Genomic DNA, 17,811 nt, shown 5'->3' with positions numbered 1-17,811 from the left:
GCGAGGTGACCGCTTTCCACGTATCTTCGTGGCCATGGGGACACCACGACGCATGACCGCGGCGCTCGCCGCGCTGCTCACAATGGGACTCGTCACTGCCTGCACCGACGACTCCCCCGACAAGAACTCCACCGGCAGCTCGACGCAGGACGGAACCCGGACCACCGTGGAAATGACGGAGGTCAAGGGGACCGAGGCACTGCGGCCCCGGTCCACTGTCATCGGCGGGTGGCAGGCCCTGGTCTCCGGGAAGCGCTCGACGGTCCTTGCCGAGCTCACCGGGTCCGACGGCAAGCCGACGCAGTTGCACGCCGTGGACCCGAGGACACGCAAGCAGGTGGCGCTCGACGTGACCGCGCCACTCGGGTGGGGCGGGAGCGCCAATGCACGGACCGCCGTCGTCGCCGGTGACGTCGCGCAGGACCACTCGCGCACCCCCTTCGTCAGGGTCTCCACTGACCTGAGGACGTGGACCGAGGTGCCGATCACCTACCCGGGCAAGGGCTGGGGCTTCGACGACGTCGGGATCGACGGTGACGTACCACTGGTCGTCGCCGAGAAGCCCGACGGCAGCACCGTGCTCATGCGACGCGACGGTGACGCGTGGACGACCCACGAGGTCCCGACGGCCAAGGGCCAGGAGCTCTCCCCCATCGACCTCGTCGAGCACCGCGGTGCGCTCGTCCTGCTGGTGAACGAGGCCGCGCGCGGCGACGAGTCCGTCACCCGGGCGCTGACCTCCACCGATGGCGGCAAGACCTGGGAGCGCGGACCGAAGATGCCGGGAGCCAAGGGCAGCTACGGAGTCGCGGGACTGGTCAGTACCGGGAAGACGCTCGTCGCCACGGGATGGGCGGACCGTCAGGCTCCCGTGGGAACGAGTGGCATGGTGTGGACCTCTCGTGACGGCCGGACGTGGAAGCGCCAGCGCACGATGCCCATCTCCTGGGGCAACGACGTCGCGGTGGGTGCAGACTTCCACCTCTCCGCCCCCACCCTCATCGACGGTCAAGCAGCCTTCGACCAGACCTGCCGCAGTTGTACGTGGACGACCCGGTTCGTCCATGACGGCTCTGGTGCTGCCGAGGTCACGGACAACCAACCCCGCATCGAGGAGGTCTCGCCGTCGACCGCACCACTCCCCGGGAGCCCTGGCTCCGGAGTGCGATGGGCCCAAGGCTCCCTCGACCTGTTCGGAGGCAAGCAGGCACGGACCCTCATCCGCGGAGAGCGGACCCAGAGCGTGACGGCGATGGAGAGCGTGGGCTCGCAGACGCTCGTCGCCGGCACGCGTGGACAGTTCACCCTGGATGACGACGGTGGCTGGCGCAACACCTCGCGCATCACCCCCTACGTCCTGGACGGGTCGCTGCGGCAGCAGGCGTGGCGACCCGCGGCCCTGAGCGAGTGGTCCGGGGTGCACACCGCCACCCGCGAGGACGGCACGACCGTGGCTGTGGGGACGGGAGAGACCGAGGACGGTTTCAGGGCCGCAGGTCGAGTCCTGCGCAAGGGCCGCTGGTCCACGGTGAGTGGGTTCGGTGTCCACGGCTACGAGTCGGTGTCGGACGTGACCGTGGTCGACGGACAGTTCCTCGTGGCGCTCCAGGTTGCCGAGGACGGCTCGCCGGACACCACCCGGCATGCGCGGGTGTACTCCTCGGACGATGGCCGGCGCTGGCGCGAGGCCCCCGGGACCTGGTCCGCGGACAACGGCGCAGGCTCTTCCGTCTCGGACGTCTGCGAGCTGCCTGACGGATCGGCACTGGCCTTGGGGTCGAGCCAGACGGACGCCAACGCGAGGAGCGAGGCGACCGTCTGGCGTCGTGACTCCTCGGGTTCGTGGTCGATGGAGGTACCCGAACTGAGCGGTGAGGGCGCGAGCTTCGGATCCTGCGCGACGACCGATGGGACCACCGTCGTCTCGGGCTCCGTCGACGGCAACGACATCGAGTGGACGACCTCGGACGGCAAGGACTTCACCGCCCGCGAACCCTTGCCTCGCGGGGTCACTCGAGGGACTCCGCACGAGGTCGACGGCGGCCTCGTCGCGGACGGGTACCTCGACACGGAGGACCACCTCGGCGCCGTCGTGTGGTTCTCGCAGGACGGGAGGACCTGGCAATGGGCACCGGTGGAGGTGGAGGACGCGAGCGTCTGGGTGACCACTGTCGGAGACGACGTCTACGCCGTGACCTCGCAGTACAGCGGCGACCGCATCTGGCGGATCGATGAGATCGCCACGACACAGGTCACGGGCGACGAGGGCTGAGAGGTCGCGGGGCCGGCACATCGTTGTTACTGTCCGGTAATGAACCTCTCTCCGCGCCCGAAGTACACCCCGGCCCTCCGCGGCCGTCGCGTCCTCATCACGGGCGCGGCACGCGGCATCGGAGCCGGCCTCGCCGACCTGCTCACCGCCCACGGGGCCCGCGTGGCCCTCATGGGCCTCGAGCCCGACCTGCTCGCCGAGGTCGCCGCACGCAACGACGCACCGTGGCGCGAGTGCGACGTCGCGGACCCGGAGGCCGTCGACCGGGCCGTCGACGAGCTCGTCACCGAGCTGGGAGGTCTCGACATCGTCATCGCCAACGCGGGCATCGCCAAGCAGCTGCCGATCATCGGCGGTCAGCCCGATGTCATGGAGGCGCACCTGCGGGTCAACACGCTTGGCGTCTTCTACACCCTCCGCGCCGCCGGCCCGCACATCAGCCACCCGAGCGGGTACGCGCTGGCCACCGCATCCCTCGCCGCCGCGGTCCACCTGCCGCTCCTGTCGGCGTACTCGGCGAGCAAGGCCGCGGTCGAGGCCATCGGCAACACCTTCCGTCAGGAGGTCAAGCCGGCCGGAGCCAAGGTCGGCGTCGCCTACTACGCCGAGCTCCAGACCGACATGACCACTCGCGGCTTCGACACCGCGGCGGCCGACGAGCTCGGCGGGACCGTCAGCGGCGTCGCCCCGCTCGAGACCGGACTGCGGGCCCTCGAGCGCGGCATCGCCCGGCGCAGCCGGCGGATCGCCGCCCCGGGATGGGCCCGGCCGGTCGTCCCCCTGCGTCACGTCGCGCAGCGCGTCATCGAGCTCAAGCCGCTGCCGCACCTCGAGAAGTCCCTGGAGATCGCCCGCACCGAGCAGGTCGAGTACACGACCGAGCAGCCGACGGGCACCGCCAAGACCCTGGGCGCGTCATGACCGCGCGCATCGCACCCGGTGGGGTCAAGGAGCTCGGCCCGCTCCGCTGGGGATTCTCACGGGCGGCCGGGCGGGTCACGGGCACCGAGCCCCCGGCGATCTTCACGACGCTCGGGCGGACCAAGGGCCTGTTCACCGGCTGGCTGCACTTCGCCGGGCGCCTCATGCCCTTCGGCTCGTTGGAGCGAAGGGAGTCGGAGATGGTCATCCTCACCGTCGCCACCGAGCGCGGCTGCGAGTACGAGCGCGAGCACCACCGGCTCCTCGGCAAGCGCGCCGGACTCACCACGGCGGAGATCGAGGGCATCCTCGCCGACACGGTGGTCGACTCGCTGAGCGACCGGGAGCGGGTGCTGCGCGAGAGCGCCCAGGTGCTCGTGCGGAGCAAGGACCTCGACGACGCCCAGTGGGAGCGGTTGCGGTCGGTGACCACCGAGCGCGAGGCCATCGAGCTCCTCCTGCTCGTCGGCCACTACGACATGCTCGCCACGACCCTGATGGCCCTGCGGCTGGAGCCCGACGCCCACCGTTGACCGATCGCACCTTGCGTATGCAACTTACGTGCGCAAGTCTTGGGGCATGCCCTCTCTCGCCCACGAGCTGCACCTGCTGGTCCGCGCGCTGGACCGGTCCGCGGAGGTGCGGCTGGCCCCCTTCGGCCTGACGTATCCGCGGTACCTGGCCCTGGTCGTCATCGGTGACCACGAGGGCCTGACGCAGCGCGAGCTGGCAGAAGCGCTGGGCCTGAGCGAACCCACGGCCAGCCGCACCGCCACCGCCCTCGCCGAGGACGGGTGGCTCGAGATCATCCGCACGCCCGGCGGGGGCAACCGCCGTGACCTGCGGCTCACCGTGGACGGCCGGGACCTGCTCACCCGGTCGAGCGCGAGCCTCGGGGCCGACTTCGACGACGTGGTCCGCGGCATCGGGCGGGATCCGGACGCCCTCGCCGAGGACGTACGCCGACTCACCGCGATCCTCCTGGAGTCACCATGAGCCCGCTCCTGCTCACCCACCTCGTCGCCGCCCTCATCGCCCTCCCCCTCGGGGCGTTCCAGCTCTTCCGACCGACGAAGGGGGACCCGCAGCACGTCCTCCTCGGCCGGGTGTGGGCCGGCCTGATGCTCTGGGTCGCGCTCAGCTCGTACGCGATCCGGGAGATCCGGCACGGCGAGTTCTCCCTCCTGCACATCCTCTCGACCGTCACCGTCGTCACCGTGACGCTCGGCGTTGTCAACGCCCGGCGCGGCGACATCACGGCCCACAAGGCCAACATGCGCGGCAGCTGGCTCGGGCTGCTCGGCGCCTTCATCGGTGCCGTCGCGGTCCCGGACCGGGCCATCCCCACCTTCGTCATGACCAGACCGGTCGACGCGGTGGTCGCCGTGCTGGTGCTCGCGGGAACCACGCTCCTGCTGATCCGACTGGGGGCGCTCGTCACTGAAGACATCGACGCTCCGAGGAGCCCGACACGCGTGCCCTGACGGCTGTCGGCGGTCGGTGGCAGGCTGTCCCACGACATGACCGACGACGTCCTCGAGCGCTTCTCCCCCGCGACCGCCACGTGGTTCCGCGACAGCTTCGCCGCGCCCACACCGGCCCAAGCCGGAGCCTGGAGCGCGATCAGCGCGGGCAGCCACGCGCTCGTCGTCGCACCGACAGGCTCGGGCAAGACCCTGTCCGCCTTCCTCTGGGCCCTCGACCGACTCGCCTCGACGCCGCGTCCGCAGGACTCGCAGGCACGCAGCCGGGTCCTGTACATCTCGCCGCTCAAGGCGCTGGCCGTCGACGTCGAGCGCAACCTGCGCGCGCCGCTCGTCGGCATCGGCCACGCAGCCGACCGGCTGGGGCTCCCGGCCCCGGAGGTCACGGTCTCGGTCCGCTCCGGCGACACCCCGGCCACCGAGCGGAGGGCCTTCGCCCGGACGCCGACCGACGTGCTCATCACGACGCCCGAGTCACTCTTCCTCATGCTCACCTCAGGGGTGCGCGACGCGCTGCGGGGGGTGGAGACGGTCATCATCGACGAGATCCACGCGCTCGCCGGGACCAAGCGTGGCGCCCACCTCGCCCTCTCGCTCGAGCGCCTCGACGCCCTCCTCGAGAGCCCGGCCCAGCGCATCGGCCTCTCCGCGACGGTGCGTCCCGTCGACGAGGTGGCGCGCTTCCTCGCCGGAGGGCGTCCTGTCGAGATCGTGCAACCCACCTCGACCAAGCAGTGGCAGCTCGACGTCGTCGTCCCCGTCGCCGACCTCACCGAGCTCGGCGAGCCGACGGGTGACCTCTCCGGTGCCGCGGCCGGTGAGGAGCGGCGCGCGTCGATCTGGCCGCACGTCGAGGAGCGGGTCGTCGACCTCGTCGAGCAGCACCGCTCGACCCTCGTCTTCGTCAACAGCCGACGCCTGGGCGAGCGACTCACCGGCCGTCTCAACGAGATCCACGCCGAGCGGGTGGCCCCGCCGGACGACCCGTGGACGACCCCGCCCGCGGACGCCACCCGCTCCCCCGCCGAGGTCATGGCCCAGTCCGGTGCATCGTCCGGCGCCCCACCGGTGCTCGCCCGCGCGCACCACGGCTCGGTGAGCAAGGAGCAGCGAGCCCTCATCGAGGAGGACCTCAAGGCCGGTCGCCTGCCGTGCGTCGTGGCGACCTCGAGCCTCGAGCTCGGCATCGACATGGGCGCCATCGACCTCGTCGTCCAGATCGAGTCACCGCCCTCGGTCGCCTCCGGTCTGCAGCGGGTCGGGCGCGCCGGCCACCAGGTCGGGGCCGTGAGCGCCGGGGTCGTCCTGCCGAAGTTCCGCGGTGACCTCGTCCAGTCGGCCGTCGTCGTCGAGCGAATGCGCGCCGGCGAGATCGAGGCGCTGCACGTCCCCGCCAACCCCCTCGACGTGCTCGCCCAGCAGGTCGTCGCGATGTGCGCCCTCGACGACTGGCAGGTCGAGGAGGTGGAGGCCCTCGTGCGCCGGGCCGCCCCCTTCGCCGCACTGCCCTCGTCCCTCCTGCACGCCACGCTCGACATGCTCGCCGGTCGGTATCCGTCCGAGGACTTCGCCGAGCTGCGGCCGCGCATCACGTGGGACCGGGTCGCGGGCACGATCGTCGGTCGGCGTGGGGCCCAGCGACTCGCGGTGACGAGCGGCGGCACCATCCCCGACCGCGGGCTCTACGGCGTCTTCCTCGCCGGCGGAGACGGTCCGGGTCGGCGCGTCGGCGAGCTCGACGAGGAGATGGTCTACGAGTCGCGGGTCGGCGACGTCTTCACGCTCGGCACGAGCAGCTGGCGGATCGAGGACATCACCCACAACCAGGTGCTCGTCACACCCGCGCCCGGACAACCGGGTCGTCTGCCCTTCTGGCACGGCGACCAGCTCGGTCGGCCCGCCGAGCTCGGCGCGGCCGTGGGCGGCTTCGTGCGCGAGGTCGGTGGGCTGGGACGCGCTGCCGCCCACACCAGGCTCGCGGAGGCAGGACTCGACGAGTGGGCCCGCGACAACCTGCTCGCCTACCTCGACGAGCAACGCAGCGCGACCGGGCACCTGCCCGACGACCGCACCATCGTCGTCGAGCGCTTCCGCGACGAGATCGGCGACTGGCGGGTGGCACTGCACTCCCCCTTCGGCGCGCAGGTGCACGCCCCGTGGGCGTTGGCGATCGCCGGGCGCATGCGCGAGCGCTTCGGCATCGACGTGCAGGCGATGCACGGGGACGACGGCATCGTCCTGCGGCTGCCTGACCTCGAGTTCGATGCCGCGCTCGACGCGGGCGCCGTCAGCAGCCAGATCCTCGAGCTCATCACCATCGACCCCGACGACGTCGAGCGCGCGGTCACCGACGAGATCGGGGGGTCGGCGCTCTTCGCAGCCCGCTTCCGCGAGTGCGCCGCTCGTGCCCTGCTGCTGCCCCGACGGCGACCCGACCGGCGGCAGCCGCTGTGGCAGCAGCGGCAACGCGCGGCGGCCCTGCTCGAGGTGGCGAGCGGCCACGCCGACTTCCCGATCGTGCTCGAGGCGGTGCGCGAGTGCCTCCAAGACGTCTTCGACGTGCCGGCCCTCACCGACCTCATGCGGCAGGTCGCCGGCCGGCGGGTCACCCTCGTCGACGTCGAGAGCCCGCGGCCCTCCCCCTTCGCCGCGTCGTTGATGTTCGGCTACGTCGCCCAGTTCCTCTACGAGGGCGACTCCCCGCTCGCCGAGCGACGCGCCGCCGCCCTCACGCTCGACCCCAGCCTGCTCGCCGACCTGCTCGGTCGCGGCGAACAACTGGCCCTGGCCGACCTGCTCGACCCGGAGGCGGTCGAGCGGACCGCCGCCGAGCTGCAGCACCTCGTCCCCGAGCGGGCCGCCCGCGACGGCGAGGACCTGCTCGACCTGCTGCGGGTGCTCGGCCCGCTGTCGGTCGCCGCGCTGGACGCCCGCAGCCGCCTCGACGACACGGCGATCCGCGCTGCCCTCGTCGACCTCGAGGCGAGCCGACAGGTCATCCCGGTGCGGGTGGCCGGTGAGGAGCGGTGGGCGAGCACCGAGGACGCCGCGCGCCTGCGCGATGCCCTCGGGGTCAGCCTCCCGCCGGGCCTCGCCGACTCCTTGCTGCAACCATCGAGCGACCCGCTCGGCGACCTCGTCGCCCGCTACGCCCGCACGCACGTCCCCTTCGCCGCTGCCGACCTGGCCACCCACTACGGGCTCGGGCGCGCGGTGGCGACCGACGCGCTGCGCCGACTCGTGCAGACCGGGCGACTCGTCGAGGGTGACCTCCTGCCGGTCGAGTGCGGTGGTCGCGGCGGCGAGTTCTGCGACGCCGAGGTACTGCGCACGCTGCGTCGGAGGTCCCTGGCCGCGCTACGGCACGAGGTCGAGCCCGTCGAGCCGCGGCAGTACGCCCGATTCCTCCCGGGCTGGCAGGGCGTCGGTCGCCGCATGCGCGGTCGCGACGGCGTGCTGCGTGCCGTCGAGCAGCTGAGCGGGGTGCCGGTGCCCGCCAGCGCGCTCGAGTCGCTCGTCCTCCCGGCGCGTATCGACGACGCCGTCGCCCCGGTGCTCGACGACCTCATGGCCACCGGTCAGGTGCTCTGGGCCGGCCACGGCAGCCTGCCGGGCGATGACGCGTGGATCAGCCTGCACCTCGCCGACGGAGCCGACACGACGCTCCCCCTGCCCGATGCCTCCGGGCTCGGCGAGGTCGAAGCACGTGTCCACGACGCGCTGTCCGGGGGCGGGGCGCACTTCTTCCGCGACCTGTCCGATGCCCTCGCGCGTGACCGGGTCGACGACGAGGAGCGGATCGACGACGAGCAGCTGGCCGACGCCCTCTGGGCCCTCGCCCACCGCGGGCTCGTCACGGGTGACACCCTCGCCCCGGTGCGCGGCCTGCTCGCGGGCGGCCGCACCGCGCACAAGCCCCAGCGACGACCAGCCGCCCGCGGACGCTACGGCGGACGGCCACGTCTGGGTCGGCCGAGCGTGCCCCAGCGCAGCGGTCCCGTGCGGGTGGCCGGTCGCTGGTCCGCGCTGCCCGTGGCCGAGACCGACCCGACGATCCGCCTGCACGCCGTCGCCGAGGGCCTGCTGGACCGGCACGGAGTCGTCACCCGCGGCGTGGTCGTCGCCGAGGACGTCCCGGGGGGCTTCGCCGCGGTCCACCGGGTGCTCGGTGCCGCCGAGGAGGCCGGGCAGGTGCGGCGCGGCTACTTCGTCGAGGGTCTGGGCGCCTCCCAGTTCGCCGTGCCGGGCGCGGTCGACGAGGTGCGCTCCGCACGCGCGCCCGAGGGGGCCGTCGTCCTCGCCGCCACGGACCCCGCCAACCCCTGGGGAGCCGCGCTGCGCTGGCCGGAGCGCGAGTCCGGCCACCAGCCCGGACGCAAGGCCGGCTCGCTGGTCGTGGCCGTCGACGGCCACCTCGTGCTCTACGTGGAGCGGGGCGGGCGCACCCTGCTGTCGTGGCCGAGTGACGACGAGGCACTCACGCTGGCAGCGCAGGGGCTGGCCGAGGCCGTCCACCGGGGGGCACTCGGGCGCCTGACGGTCCAGCGGGCCGACGGCGCGCCCGTGCTGGGGTCGCAGGACCCGCTCGCGCACGCCCTCACGGCCGCCGGCTTCACCATGACCCCGCGCGGGCTGCGGCTGCGCCCGGGCGCGAGGCGCTGAGCCGTGCCCGAGGGCGACACCGTCTGGCGGACCGCGCGGCGCCTCCATGCCGCCCTCGCCGGCACGCCCGCGTCACTCGTCGACCTGCGCTGGGGCGAGGTCGACGAGGCACCCGTGCATGGGTGCGAGGTCGAGGAGGTCGTGCCACGTGGCAAGCACCTGCTCCACCGCTTCGCCTCGGGGTGGACGCTGCACACCCACTTGCGCATGGAGGGCTCGTGGCGGATCGAGGAGGCCGGGAGCCAGGCCGCCGCTCGCGGACTGCGCCGACCGGACCTGCGGGCCGCGATCGGCAACGAGGCCTGGACGACCCTGGGCCTGCGGCTCGGTGAGCTCGACCTCGTCCGACGCAGCGATGAGCACCGGCTCGTCGGCCACCTCGGTCCCGACGTGCTGGGGGCCGACTGGGACCCGGGCCGGGTGGTCGACAACCTGCAGTACACCGCTCCGGGCACGTCGATCGCGGCCGCCCTGCTCGACCAACGCGTCCTCGCGGGAGTGGGCACCTTCTGGGCGAGCGAGGCCCTCTTCGTCCAGCGCCTGCACCCCTGGCGCGATGCGGCCGACCTGTCAGGCGACGAGCTCGACGCCCTGGTCGAGCGCGTCCACGCCCTCATGCTGCGTGGGCGCGAGCACGCGATCCAGTCGTCGACGGGAGTGCTGCGCACCGATGACCGGGCCTTCGTCCACGGCCGCTCAGGTCGGCCCTGTCGGCGGTGCGGCACGACCGTACGGGTCGCGCCGCTGGGCCGCGCGGGCGCCGACCGGGTGTTCTTCTCGTGCCCGGGCTGCCAGGGCGGGCAGGCACCGACCGACGACGGGAGGCCACAGGCGCCGCTGGGCGCGCGGCGGCGTAGGTGAGGCGGCGCAGTGAGGCGGCGCAGTGAGGCAGGTCCGGCCGGTCAGGCCGCGGAGACGACGTCCTCGGTCCGGCTCGCGACCGGCAGGGTGACGGGGGCGCTGGCCCGCTCCGCGCGGTCGGCCCGCTGGGCGACCTCGGTGAGCACGAGCGACATCGGCATCCCGAGCGCGGTGCAGATGGAGGCGAGCAGCTCGGAGCTGGCCTCCTTTTCGCCGCGCTCGATCTCGCTGAGGTAGCCGAGGGAGACCGACGCCTTGGCAGAGATGTCCCGCAGGGTGCGCCCCTGCGCTCGACGCGCGTCACGCAGCACGTCACCGAGCTCCTCGCGCAGCAACACCATGTGGTCCACCTCCTTCGCGGGTCCGGCTGTCTGGCTCCACCGTACAACGGGTCACCGTCAAGGGTCAGGACGTCCCCCGTGAACGGTCAGGACGACGAGATCGTCAGGGCGACCTCGTGGGCGAGCCCGATCGCTGCGGCGACCGACGCGGCCCGCACGTCGGCCCGCTCCCCCGTCAACGCCAACCTCCGCGTCGTTACTCCCCCGGCCCACGCGCACGCGAGCCAGACCGTCCCGGCCGGGTGCCCCTCGCTCGGCCCCGGACCGGCGACCCCGGTCGTCGCGAGCGCGAGGTCGCTGCCCAGCACCCGACGCGCTCCGCGGGCCATCTGGACCGCCACATGCTCGTCGACCGTCCCGACCCGGGCGACGAGGTCCGGGTCCACGCCGAGCACCGAGGTCTTGACCTCCGGGTCATAGGCGACGACCGACCCCACGAAGACCCTCGAGGCGCCGGGCACCTCGACGAGCGTGGCCGCGAGCAGCCCGCCGGTGAGGGACTCCGCCGTGCCGAGCGTCCATCCGCCGTCGGCGAGGAGGCCGAGCAACCCGGCCGCGTCAGCGCCCACGTGCGGCCTTGCGCTCCCGCTTCATCCGGGCGCGGTCACTCGTCGAGCGCAGGGTCATGGCCTTGATGACGTAGTCGACCGCGGTGGCGATCGTGACGACGAGGGCACCGATGAGGATCACCCAGGCGAGGCCACGCCAGAGCCACTCGACCGGCAGCGTGCTGAGCGGGATGACGAAGAGGCCGATCGCCAGGGCCTGGAGGAAGGTCTTGACCTTGCCACCGCGGCTGGCGGGCATGACGCCGTGGCGGATGACCCAGAAGCGCATGAGGGTGATGCCCAGCTCGCGGGCGAGGATGACCACGGTGATCCACCAAGGGATCTCGCCGATCATCGACAGGGTGATGAATCCGGCGCCGGTGAGCGCCTTGTCGGCGATGGGGTCGGCCACCTTGCCGAAGGTCGTCACGAGCCCCTTGGCACGCGCGAGGTCACCGTCGATGCGGTCGGTGATGATGGCCACGGCGAAGACGCCCCAGGCCCACCAGCGGGTCCCGGCGTCGTCACCGCCGTGGCGCAGGACGAGCCAGACGAAGACGGGGACGAGCAGGATCCGCAGGACCGTCAGGGCATTGGGGACATTCCACGGGCTGGGCTCGGGCACCGGCATCGAGATGCCGCCGGTCGTCGGCTCCTGGTCCGGGCTCATGCGCGCGACTCCGCCACGAGGTCGATGCCCTCGGTGCCGACCACCTCGGCCGCGACGATCCGGCCCACGGCGACGTCGTCGAGGTCACCGGTGAGCAGGGTGACGCCGTCGACGTCCGGGCCCTGGTGGGCCGCCCGGCCGATGACCTCGCCGGTCTCGTCGTCGACCTCCTCGACGAGCACGTGCACGACCTGCCCGATGCGCTCCTCGGCGCGCTGGGCGGCCAGCTCCTCGACGAGCGAGCGCACCCGCTCGACCCGCTCGGCGATGACGTCGGGGTCGACCTTGCCGTCGAGCAGTTCACCCTCGGTGCCGTCCTCGTCGGAGTAGCCGAAGACGCCGACCACGTCGAGTCGCGCCTGCGTGAGGAAGCGCTCGAGCTCGGCGACGTCCTCGTCGGTCTCGCCGGGGAAGCCCAGGATGACGTTGGATCGGATGCCGGCCTCGGGCTGACGCTCGCGGATCCCCTCGATCAGGCCGAGGAAGGACGCGGTGTCGCCGAATCGACGCATCCGCCGCAGCAACGGGCCGGAGGCGTGCTGGAAGGAGATGTCGTACCAGGGCACGACACCGGGGACGCTCGCCATGGCGCGCAGCAGCCCCGGGCGGATCTCGGCGGGCTGCAGGTAGGACACGCGCACCCGCTCGACGCCCTCGATCGCGACGAGCTCGGGGAGCAGCTGCTCGAGCAGGTCGAGGTCGCCGAGGTCCTTGCCGTAGGACGTGGAGTTCTCGCTGACGAGGAAGAGCTCGCGCACCCCCTGGGAGGCGAGCCACCTCCCTTCGGCCACGACGTCGTGAGGGCGCCGGGAGACGAAGGCACCGCGGAAGGTCGGGATCGCGCAGAAGGAGCAGCGGCGGTCGCAGCCGGACGCGATCTTCAACGGCGCCCACGGCCGGTCGTCGAGGCGGGCACGGGGCAGGTCGCCGCCGGTGTTGTGGCCCGGCAGGGCGACGTCGGTGGCATCGCGCTCGACCGGGGAGATGGGCAGCAGCTTGCGGCGGTCGCCGGGGGTGTGCGCCTCGGGGGCGTGGCCGTCGAGGACCGCCCGCAGGTGGCTGGACATGTCGGCGTAGCTGTCGAAGCCCAGGACCGCGTCGGCCTCGGGCAGCTCGTCGGCCAGCTGCTTGCCGTAGCGCTCGGCGAGGCAGCCGACCGCGACGACCTTCTGCGTGCGACCGTGCTCCCGCAGGTCGTTCGCCTCGAGGATGGCGTCGATCGAGTCCTTCTTGGCCTGCTCGATGAACCCGCACGTGTTGACCACGGCGACGTCGGCCTCCGCGGCGTCCTCGACGAGGGTCCAGCCCTCGGCCGAGAGGCGACCGGCGAGCTCCTCGGAGTCCACGTCGTTGCGGGTGCATCCCAGGGTGACGACGGCGACGCTGCGGGAAGGGGCGGACATGCCCCCCACTCTAGGTGGCCCGGCGGGACCCGGGCGCATCGTCAGCTGCGCGCCCGCATGACCGTGAGCGCCACGAGGCGTGAGATGACCATCGCGACGTACAGGACCCCGCTCAGCTGCTCGATGATCGTCGCCGCCCGCGCGTGCGGCTCGACGGCCGTGATGTCCGACAGGCCGACGCTCGTGAGGTTGGCCCCGGAGTAGTAGAGCAGCTCGAGGAAGGTCAGCTGCGGGGCGTCCGAGTGCCCCGTGAAGGACCCGGGCACGAGCGTCTGGATCGCGACGAAGAGATAGGCGAAGCCGAAGAGCAGCACGGTGAAGGCGGCGCCCACGGCGAAGAGCTCATCCTTGGTCACCCAGGTGTCGGCGAACATGTACGAGACGAGGCCGTAGGCGACGTACATGTAGAACACGGCGAGCAGCAGGTGGGCGGTGAACGTCACGGGCACGTTGGTGCGGTCGATGACCGACCACACCTCGAGGACGAAGGCGGGGAAGCCGATGAGCAGGGCCAGCCAGGTCAGGGCCGGCGTGGAGCGCACGACCCAGATGCCGAAGGTCACCGCGAAGAGCGAGAGCGAGGTGATGACCGCCCGACCCCAGTTCTCCGACTCCACCCAGGGCAGCAGCACGATGGCAAGCAGCTGGATGCCGACGAGGATCGCCGAGGGCTGCTTGCGCACGACCGCGGCCCAGTACCGGGCTCCCGTCGGACGGCTGTCGAGCTCGTACCAGGCCTTCGTCATGGGGCAACCCTAGACTCGCGTCGTGCCCGACAGCCCCCTCCTGCTCCCGCCCCTCCTGCTCGCGATCCTGCTCGCCGTGAGCGGCGCGGCGAAGCTGCGCCATCCCGAGGAGACGCACTCCGCCTTCGTCCAGCTGCGCGTGCCGCAGGTGCTCACCTCCTCCGGCGCGCCGCGGCTGCTGCCCTGGGCCGAGATCGCCCTGGCGGCGTCGCTCGTGCTGGTCCCGGCCCCCTTCGCGCTCGTCGTGGCCGTGCTGGCGCTGCTGCTCCTGCTCGTCTACCTGCTCGTCATCGTGCGCGCACTCGGCTTCGGCTACCCGGTGACGTGCAGCTGCTTCGGGCGGCTCGGCATGGGCGAGGTGACCCGACGCACCGCGGTGCGCAATGCCCTGCTCGTCGTCGTCGGCCTGCTCGCGGCGTGGTCCGCGACCGCGCCAGGATCGGTGCTCACCCGCCTCGTCGACGCGCCGGCCACGGCGTGGGCCTGGCTCGGTCTGGTCACGCTGACCGTGGCCGTGGTCGTCGTGACCTTCGGCGGGACGAAGGGGGGATCACTCGCCTCCCCCGAGACCGCGCCCGGGGGCGAGGACGACCTCGTGGAGGTGGACTACGCCCGCCAACCCATGCCGTACGCCGCCCTGGTCGACGAGGACGGTCGCTCGCGCCCGCTCACCGACCTGGTCGCGGGTGGCGCCGTGCTGCTCGTCTTCATCTCCCCCGGCTGTGCCCCGTGCGCGAGCGCCATCGAGCAGGTCCCCGAGTGGGACGACTCGCTCGGGCCCGTACGGGTGCGGGCCGTGACGTCCCTGCCGCTCGAGACCGCCCTGCAGCAGGTCCCCGACCTCACCGGCCGCGTGCTCCAGGACCCGCAGGCCACCCTGCTGCGGATCTTCGGGGTGGGCACGCCGGGCGCGGTGCTGCTCGGCGGCGACGGGCTGCTGGCCGGCGGTCCGGTGCAGGGCACGAGCGCCGTGGCCGACTTCATCGTCGACGTGCGCACCGAGCTCGAGGAGGCCGGGGTGCTCCCGGCCGGCGAGCCGGTCAGCGACGGTCGGTGAGCGACCAGGCGTCCTCGTCGTCGTCCTCGGTCCACTCCTCGACGACCTCGGTGCCGATCGGGTCCTCGGCGTAGCGGTCCTGCGACGCGGCGGGCACGCCCTGCCGCACGTCGATGACGTCCGTGTCGGTGCCGACAGGGGCCTGCGGCCCCACCTCGGTGCCACCCTCGCCATCGGCTGCCCCGTCCAGCGCGTCCTCGGCCGGTTCCGCGGCGGGCGGCTCCTCCCCCCGCATCAGGGCGAGGGTCGTCGGCAGGTCCTCGGGCGTGATGAGCACGTCGCGGGCCTTGGACCCCTCGGAGGGGCCGACGACGCCACGCGACTCGAGCAGGTCCATGAGCCGTCCGGCCTTGGCGAAGCCGACGCGCAGCTTGCGCTGGAGCATCGAGGTCGAGCCGAACTGCGAGGTGACGACCAGCTCGGTCGCCTGCAGCAGGACGTCGAGGTCGTCGCCGATGTCCTCGTCGATCTGCTTCTTGGGGGTCTCCGGGGCGACGTCCTCGCGGTAGACCGGCTTGAGCTGGCCGGTGACGTGGTCGACGACCTCCTGGATCTCGGACTCGGTGACCCACGCGCCCTGCACGCGCATCGGCTTGGACTTGCCCATCGGCAGGAAGAGCGCGTCACCCTGGCCGAGCAGCTTTTCGGCACCGGGCTGGTCGAGCACGACGCGAGAGTCGGCGAGCGACGAGGTGGCGAAGGCCATCCGTGAGGGGACATTGGCCTTGATCAGACCGGTGACGACGTCGACCGAGGGCCGCTGCGTCGCGAGGACCAGGTGGATGCCCGCCGCACGCGCGAGCTGGGTGATCCGCACGATCGAGTCCTCGACGTCGCGCGGGGCGACCATCATCAGGTCGGCGAGCTCGTCGACGATGACCAAGAGGTACGGGTAGGGCTGGATGACCCGCTCGCTGCCCGGGATCGCCTCGACCTTGCCCGCCCGCACGGCCTTGTTGTAGTCGTCGACGTGCTTGTAGCCGGACGAGGCGAGGTCGTCGTAGCGCATGTCCATCTCGCGCACGACCCACTGGAGGGCCTCGGCCGCCTTCTTGGCGTTGGTGATGATCGGGGTGATGAGGTGCGGGATGCCCTCGTAGGCGGTCAGCTCCACGCGCTTGGGGTCGACGAGCACCATCCGCACCTCGTCGGGCGTCGCCCGCATGAGGATCGAGGTGATCATCGAGTTGACGAAGGAGGACTTGCCGGAGCCGGTGGCGCCGGCGACGAGGATGTGCGGCATCTTGGCCAGGTTGGCGATGACGTAGCCACCCTCGACGTCCTTGCCGACACCCATGACCATCGGGTGCTCGTTGTTGCGCGCGACGTCGGAGCGCAGCACGTCACCGAGGCAGACCATCTCCTTGTCGGCATTGGGGATCTCGATGCCGATGGCCGACTTGCCGGGGATCGGGCTGAGGATGCGCACATCGGCGGAGGCGACGGCGTAGGCGATGTTCTTCGACAGTGCCGTGACCCGCTCGACCTTGACGCCGGGCCCGAGCTCGACGACATAGCGGGTGACGGTCGGGCCGCGGTGGAACCCGGTGACCTGGGCGTCGATGCCGAACTCGTCGAGGACGCTTGTCAGGGACTCGACCACCTTGTCGTTGGCAGCGGAGCGCTCCTTGTGCGGGGCGCCGGGCTTGAGGTGGCTGCTGTCGGGCAACGTGTACGTCACGTCGCCGGCGAGGGCCAGCTGCTCGACGCGTTGCGGCAGCTGCGTCGTGGGCGGCGGCTCGAGCACCGTCTGCGACGAGGACTTGATCGGGGCGACGACGGGGTTCTTGGTCGGGCGCTTCTCACCGGGGCGGGGACCGCCGGCCTCGGCCTGCGGGGTCTCGGTGGTTGCCTCGACCTCGTCGGTCGCGGGCTCGGCAGAGCGCTTGCGCTTGCGGCCCTTGCCCGCGGGCTGGACCACGGCCGCCTGGTCGTAGGCGGTGTCGCCGTCGCGCTCCCCGGACAGGTCGTCGTCGTCGAAGGTGCGCCGGCGTCGGGCCCGGGCGACGGCCGCCTGGGGGGCATCCCCCTTCGCCCGGACGTCGTCGGCGGTGACGTGCGACGGGACCTCGCCGGTGAAGGCCGCCCGGACGTACGCCAGCCGCTGCGGCACCTCGTGGAGCGGGGTGCCGGTGAGCAGCAGGAGGCTGAAGAGGCCGAGGAGGACGAGGAGGATGATCGCCGGCCACTCGGTGACGGCGGTCGCGAGCGGGTCGGAGGCGAGGAACCCGACGATGCCGCCGGCGTCACGCATCGGTCCCGCGCCGTCCGGCGGCTGCGGGATGTCCTTGGCGATGTGGGTCAGGCCGGAGGCGGCGAACAGCCCCATCACGGCGCCGAAACCGAGCCGGGCGTCGGCCGCCGAGTCACCCTGGGAGCGCAGCAGCCGGATCCCGAGCACGAGCAGGACGATGGGCAGCGCGTACGCGACGCGGCCGAAGGTGCCGGCGAAGACGGCGTGGACGATGTCCCCGAAGAGGCCCGTGAGGCCCCACCACTCGCGCACGGCGACGACGAGGGCCAGCGCGAGGGCGAGAAAGCCCCAGCCGTCACGGCGGTGCTCCGGCTCGATCTGGCTCGCGCTGTGGCCGATGCGGCGCACCCCCGACCCGGTGGCGTGGGCGACGCCCATCCAGGTCTTCTGCACGGCGGCCAGGGGCAGCGGCAGGCCGCCCCCGGACGCGGACTGCTTACGGGAGGCGGCGGCCCTCCCCTTCGTCGTGCCCTTGGCGGGGGCCTTGCGGCCGGACGGGCGCGTGCTGCCCTTGGGCCGCGCGGAGGCACCCTTGGTGCTGCGCGAGGAGGTCGACGGACGAGTGGCCATGGTTCGCAGGGTAGGCGAAAGC

Annotated in this window: 14 protein-coding genes; 8 read left to right on the top strand and 6 right to left on the bottom strand. The window is 72.5% G+C overall.

The genetic code is table 11. The features are described from left to right. The first annotated feature begins 34 nt into the window (after positions 1 to 34). From JAN01S_RS09140 to JAN01S_RS09110, 7 genes are read left to right on the top strand one after another with little or no spacing between them, the layout of a single operon-like run. A complete protein-coding gene (locus JAN01S_RS09140; protein WP_157075680.1) occupies positions 35 to 2,272 on the top strand; it encodes a hypothetical protein in 2,238 nt (745 codons plus the stop codon). 39 nt (positions 2,273 to 2,311) lie between these two features. Continuing rightward, positions 2,312 to 3,193: an SDR family NAD(P)-dependent oxidoreductase gene (locus tag JAN01S_RS09135; RefSeq protein WP_068316955.1), complete on the top strand. Its 882-nt coding sequence runs from the start codon at positions 2,312 to 2,314 to the stop codon at positions 3,191 to 3,193. Further along, positions 3,190 to 3,726, top strand: a complete 537-nt coding sequence (locus JAN01S_RS09130) for a carboxymuconolactone decarboxylase family protein (RefSeq protein WP_068316953.1) — start codon at positions 3,190 to 3,192, stop codon at positions 3,724 to 3,726. Before JAN01S_RS09135 ends, JAN01S_RS09130 begins: the two co-directional genes overlap by 4 nt. 46 nt (positions 3,727 to 3,772) lie before the next feature. After that, positions 3,773 to 4,189, top strand: coding sequence for a MarR family winged helix-turn-helix transcriptional regulator (locus JAN01S_RS09125; RefSeq protein WP_068316950.1), 417 nt, complete (start codon positions 3,773 to 3,775; stop codon positions 4,187 to 4,189). Next, positions 4,186 to 4,677 carry a DUF2306 domain-containing protein gene (locus JAN01S_RS09120; protein ID WP_068316947.1) on the top strand — a complete coding sequence of 164 codons (492 nt, stop codon included), beginning with the start codon at positions 4,186 to 4,188 and terminating at the stop codon, positions 4,675 to 4,677. The genes JAN01S_RS09125 and JAN01S_RS09120 overlap by 4 nt, the downstream gene beginning before the upstream one ends. Positions 4,678 to 4,713: 36 nt before the next feature. Continuing rightward, positions 4,714 to 9,339, top strand: a complete 4,626-nt coding sequence (locus JAN01S_RS09115; protein ID WP_068316943.1) for an ATP-dependent helicase — start codon at positions 4,714 to 4,716, stop codon at positions 9,337 to 9,339. Between the two features lie 3 nt (positions 9,340 to 9,342). Next, complete coding sequence (locus JAN01S_RS09110) at positions 9,343 to 10,200, top strand: DNA-formamidopyrimidine glycosylase family protein (protein ID WP_068316941.1); 858 nt, start codon at positions 9,343 to 9,345, stop codon at positions 10,198 to 10,200. Positions 10,201 to 10,241: 41 nt separating this feature from the next. Here JAN01S_RS09110 and JAN01S_RS09105 read toward each other — a convergent pair whose 3' ends face one another. The 5 genes from JAN01S_RS09105 to JAN01S_RS09085 all read right to left on the bottom strand — a co-directional run bounded on the left by JAN01S_RS09105 (position 10,242) and on the right by JAN01S_RS09085 (position 13,908). Next, complete coding sequence (locus JAN01S_RS09105) at positions 10,242 to 10,541, bottom strand: helix-turn-helix domain-containing protein (RefSeq protein ID WP_068316990.1); 300 nt, start codon at positions 10,539 to 10,541, stop codon at positions 10,242 to 10,244. 86 nt (positions 10,542 to 10,627) lie between these two features. After that, entirely contained in the window at positions 10,628 to 11,110 is a 483-nt protein-coding gene (locus tag JAN01S_RS09100; RefSeq protein WP_068316938.1) for a CinA family protein, read from the bottom strand. Continuing rightward, positions 11,100 to 11,759, bottom strand: a complete 660-nt coding sequence (gene pgsA, locus JAN01S_RS09095; protein ID WP_084360129.1) for a CDP-diacylglycerol--glycerol-3-phosphate 3-phosphatidyltransferase — start codon at positions 11,757 to 11,759, stop codon at positions 11,100 to 11,102. The genes JAN01S_RS09100 and pgsA overlap by 11 nt, the downstream gene beginning before the upstream one ends. Next, positions 11,756 to 13,162: a 30S ribosomal protein S12 methylthiotransferase RimO gene (gene rimO, locus JAN01S_RS09090; RefSeq protein ID WP_068316986.1), complete on the bottom strand. Its 1,407-nt coding sequence runs from the start codon at positions 13,160 to 13,162 to the stop codon at positions 11,756 to 11,758. Before rimO ends, pgsA begins: the two co-directional genes overlap by 4 nt. Positions 13,163 to 13,203: 41 nt before the next feature. After that, the gene (locus JAN01S_RS09085; protein ID WP_068316934.1) at positions 13,204 to 13,908 is read right to left on the bottom strand and encodes an ion channel; all 705 of its coding nucleotides are present in this window, start codon (positions 13,906 to 13,908) and stop codon (positions 13,204 to 13,206) included. Positions 13,909 to 13,930: 22 nt separating this feature from the next. Between JAN01S_RS09085 and JAN01S_RS09080 the strand changes: the two genes are divergently transcribed. Beyond that, complete coding sequence (locus tag JAN01S_RS09080; RefSeq protein ID WP_068316931.1) at positions 13,931 to 14,965, top strand: TlpA family protein disulfide reductase; 1,035 nt, start codon at positions 13,931 to 13,933, stop codon at positions 14,963 to 14,965. Here JAN01S_RS09080 and JAN01S_RS09075 read toward each other — a convergent pair. After that, complete coding sequence (locus JAN01S_RS09075; RefSeq protein WP_068316928.1) at positions 14,949 to 17,789, bottom strand: FtsK/SpoIIIE family DNA translocase; 2,841 nt, start codon at positions 17,787 to 17,789, stop codon at positions 14,949 to 14,951. The two genes, JAN01S_RS09080 and JAN01S_RS09075, sit on opposite strands and share 17 nt — an antisense overlap. Positions 17,790 to 17,811 lie beyond the last annotated feature (22 nt).

This window comes from Janibacter anophelis NBRC 107843 (genome assembly GCF_001570945.1).
In the GTDB taxonomy this organism is placed as follows: domain Bacteria; phylum Actinomycetota; class Actinomycetes; order Actinomycetales; family Dermatophilaceae; genus Janibacter; species Janibacter anophelis.
The sequence above is the reverse complement of the archived record's forward strand: the minus strand, read 5'-3'. Positions and strand labels throughout refer to the sequence as shown.

Bases quoted from the DNA above. Each gene is read 5' to 3' on its own strand.
- JAN01S_RS09140 (WP_157075680.1), top strand. From the start codon at position 35: ATGGGGACACCACGACGCATGACCGCGGCGCTCGCCGCGCTGCTCACA.
- JAN01S_RS09135 (WP_068316955.1), top strand. From the start codon at position 2,312: ATGAACCTCTCTCCGCGCCCGAAGTACACCCCGGCCCTCCGCGGCCGT.
- JAN01S_RS09130 (WP_068316953.1), top strand. From the start codon at position 3,190: ATGACCGCGCGCATCGCACCCGGTGGGGTCAAGGAGCTCGGCCCGCTC.
- JAN01S_RS09125 (WP_068316950.1), top strand. From the start codon at position 3,773: ATGCCCTCTCTCGCCCACGAGCTGCACCTGCTGGTCCGCGCGCTGGAC.
- JAN01S_RS09120 (WP_068316947.1), top strand. From the start codon at position 4,186: ATGAGCCCGCTCCTGCTCACCCACCTCGTCGCCGCCCTCATCGCCCTC.
- JAN01S_RS09115 (WP_068316943.1), top strand. From the start codon at position 4,714: ATGACCGACGACGTCCTCGAGCGCTTCTCCCCCGCGACCGCCACGTGG.
- JAN01S_RS09105 (WP_068316990.1), bottom strand. From the start codon at position 10,541: ATGGTGTTGCTGCGCGAGGAGCTCGGTGACGTGCTGCGTGACGCGCGT.
- pgsA (WP_084360129.1), bottom strand. From the start codon at position 11,759: ATGAGCCCGGACCAGGAGCCGACGACCGGCGGCATCTCGATGCCGGTG.
- rimO (WP_068316986.1), bottom strand. From the start codon at position 13,162: ATGTCCGCCCCTTCCCGCAGCGTCGCCGTCGTCACCCTGGGATGCACC.
- JAN01S_RS09085 (WP_068316934.1), bottom strand. From the start codon at position 13,908: ATGACGAAGGCCTGGTACGAGCTCGACAGCCGTCCGACGGGAGCCCGG.
- JAN01S_RS09075 (WP_068316928.1), bottom strand. From the start codon at position 17,789: ATGGCCACTCGTCCGTCGACCTCCTCGCGCAGCACCAAGGGTGCCTCC.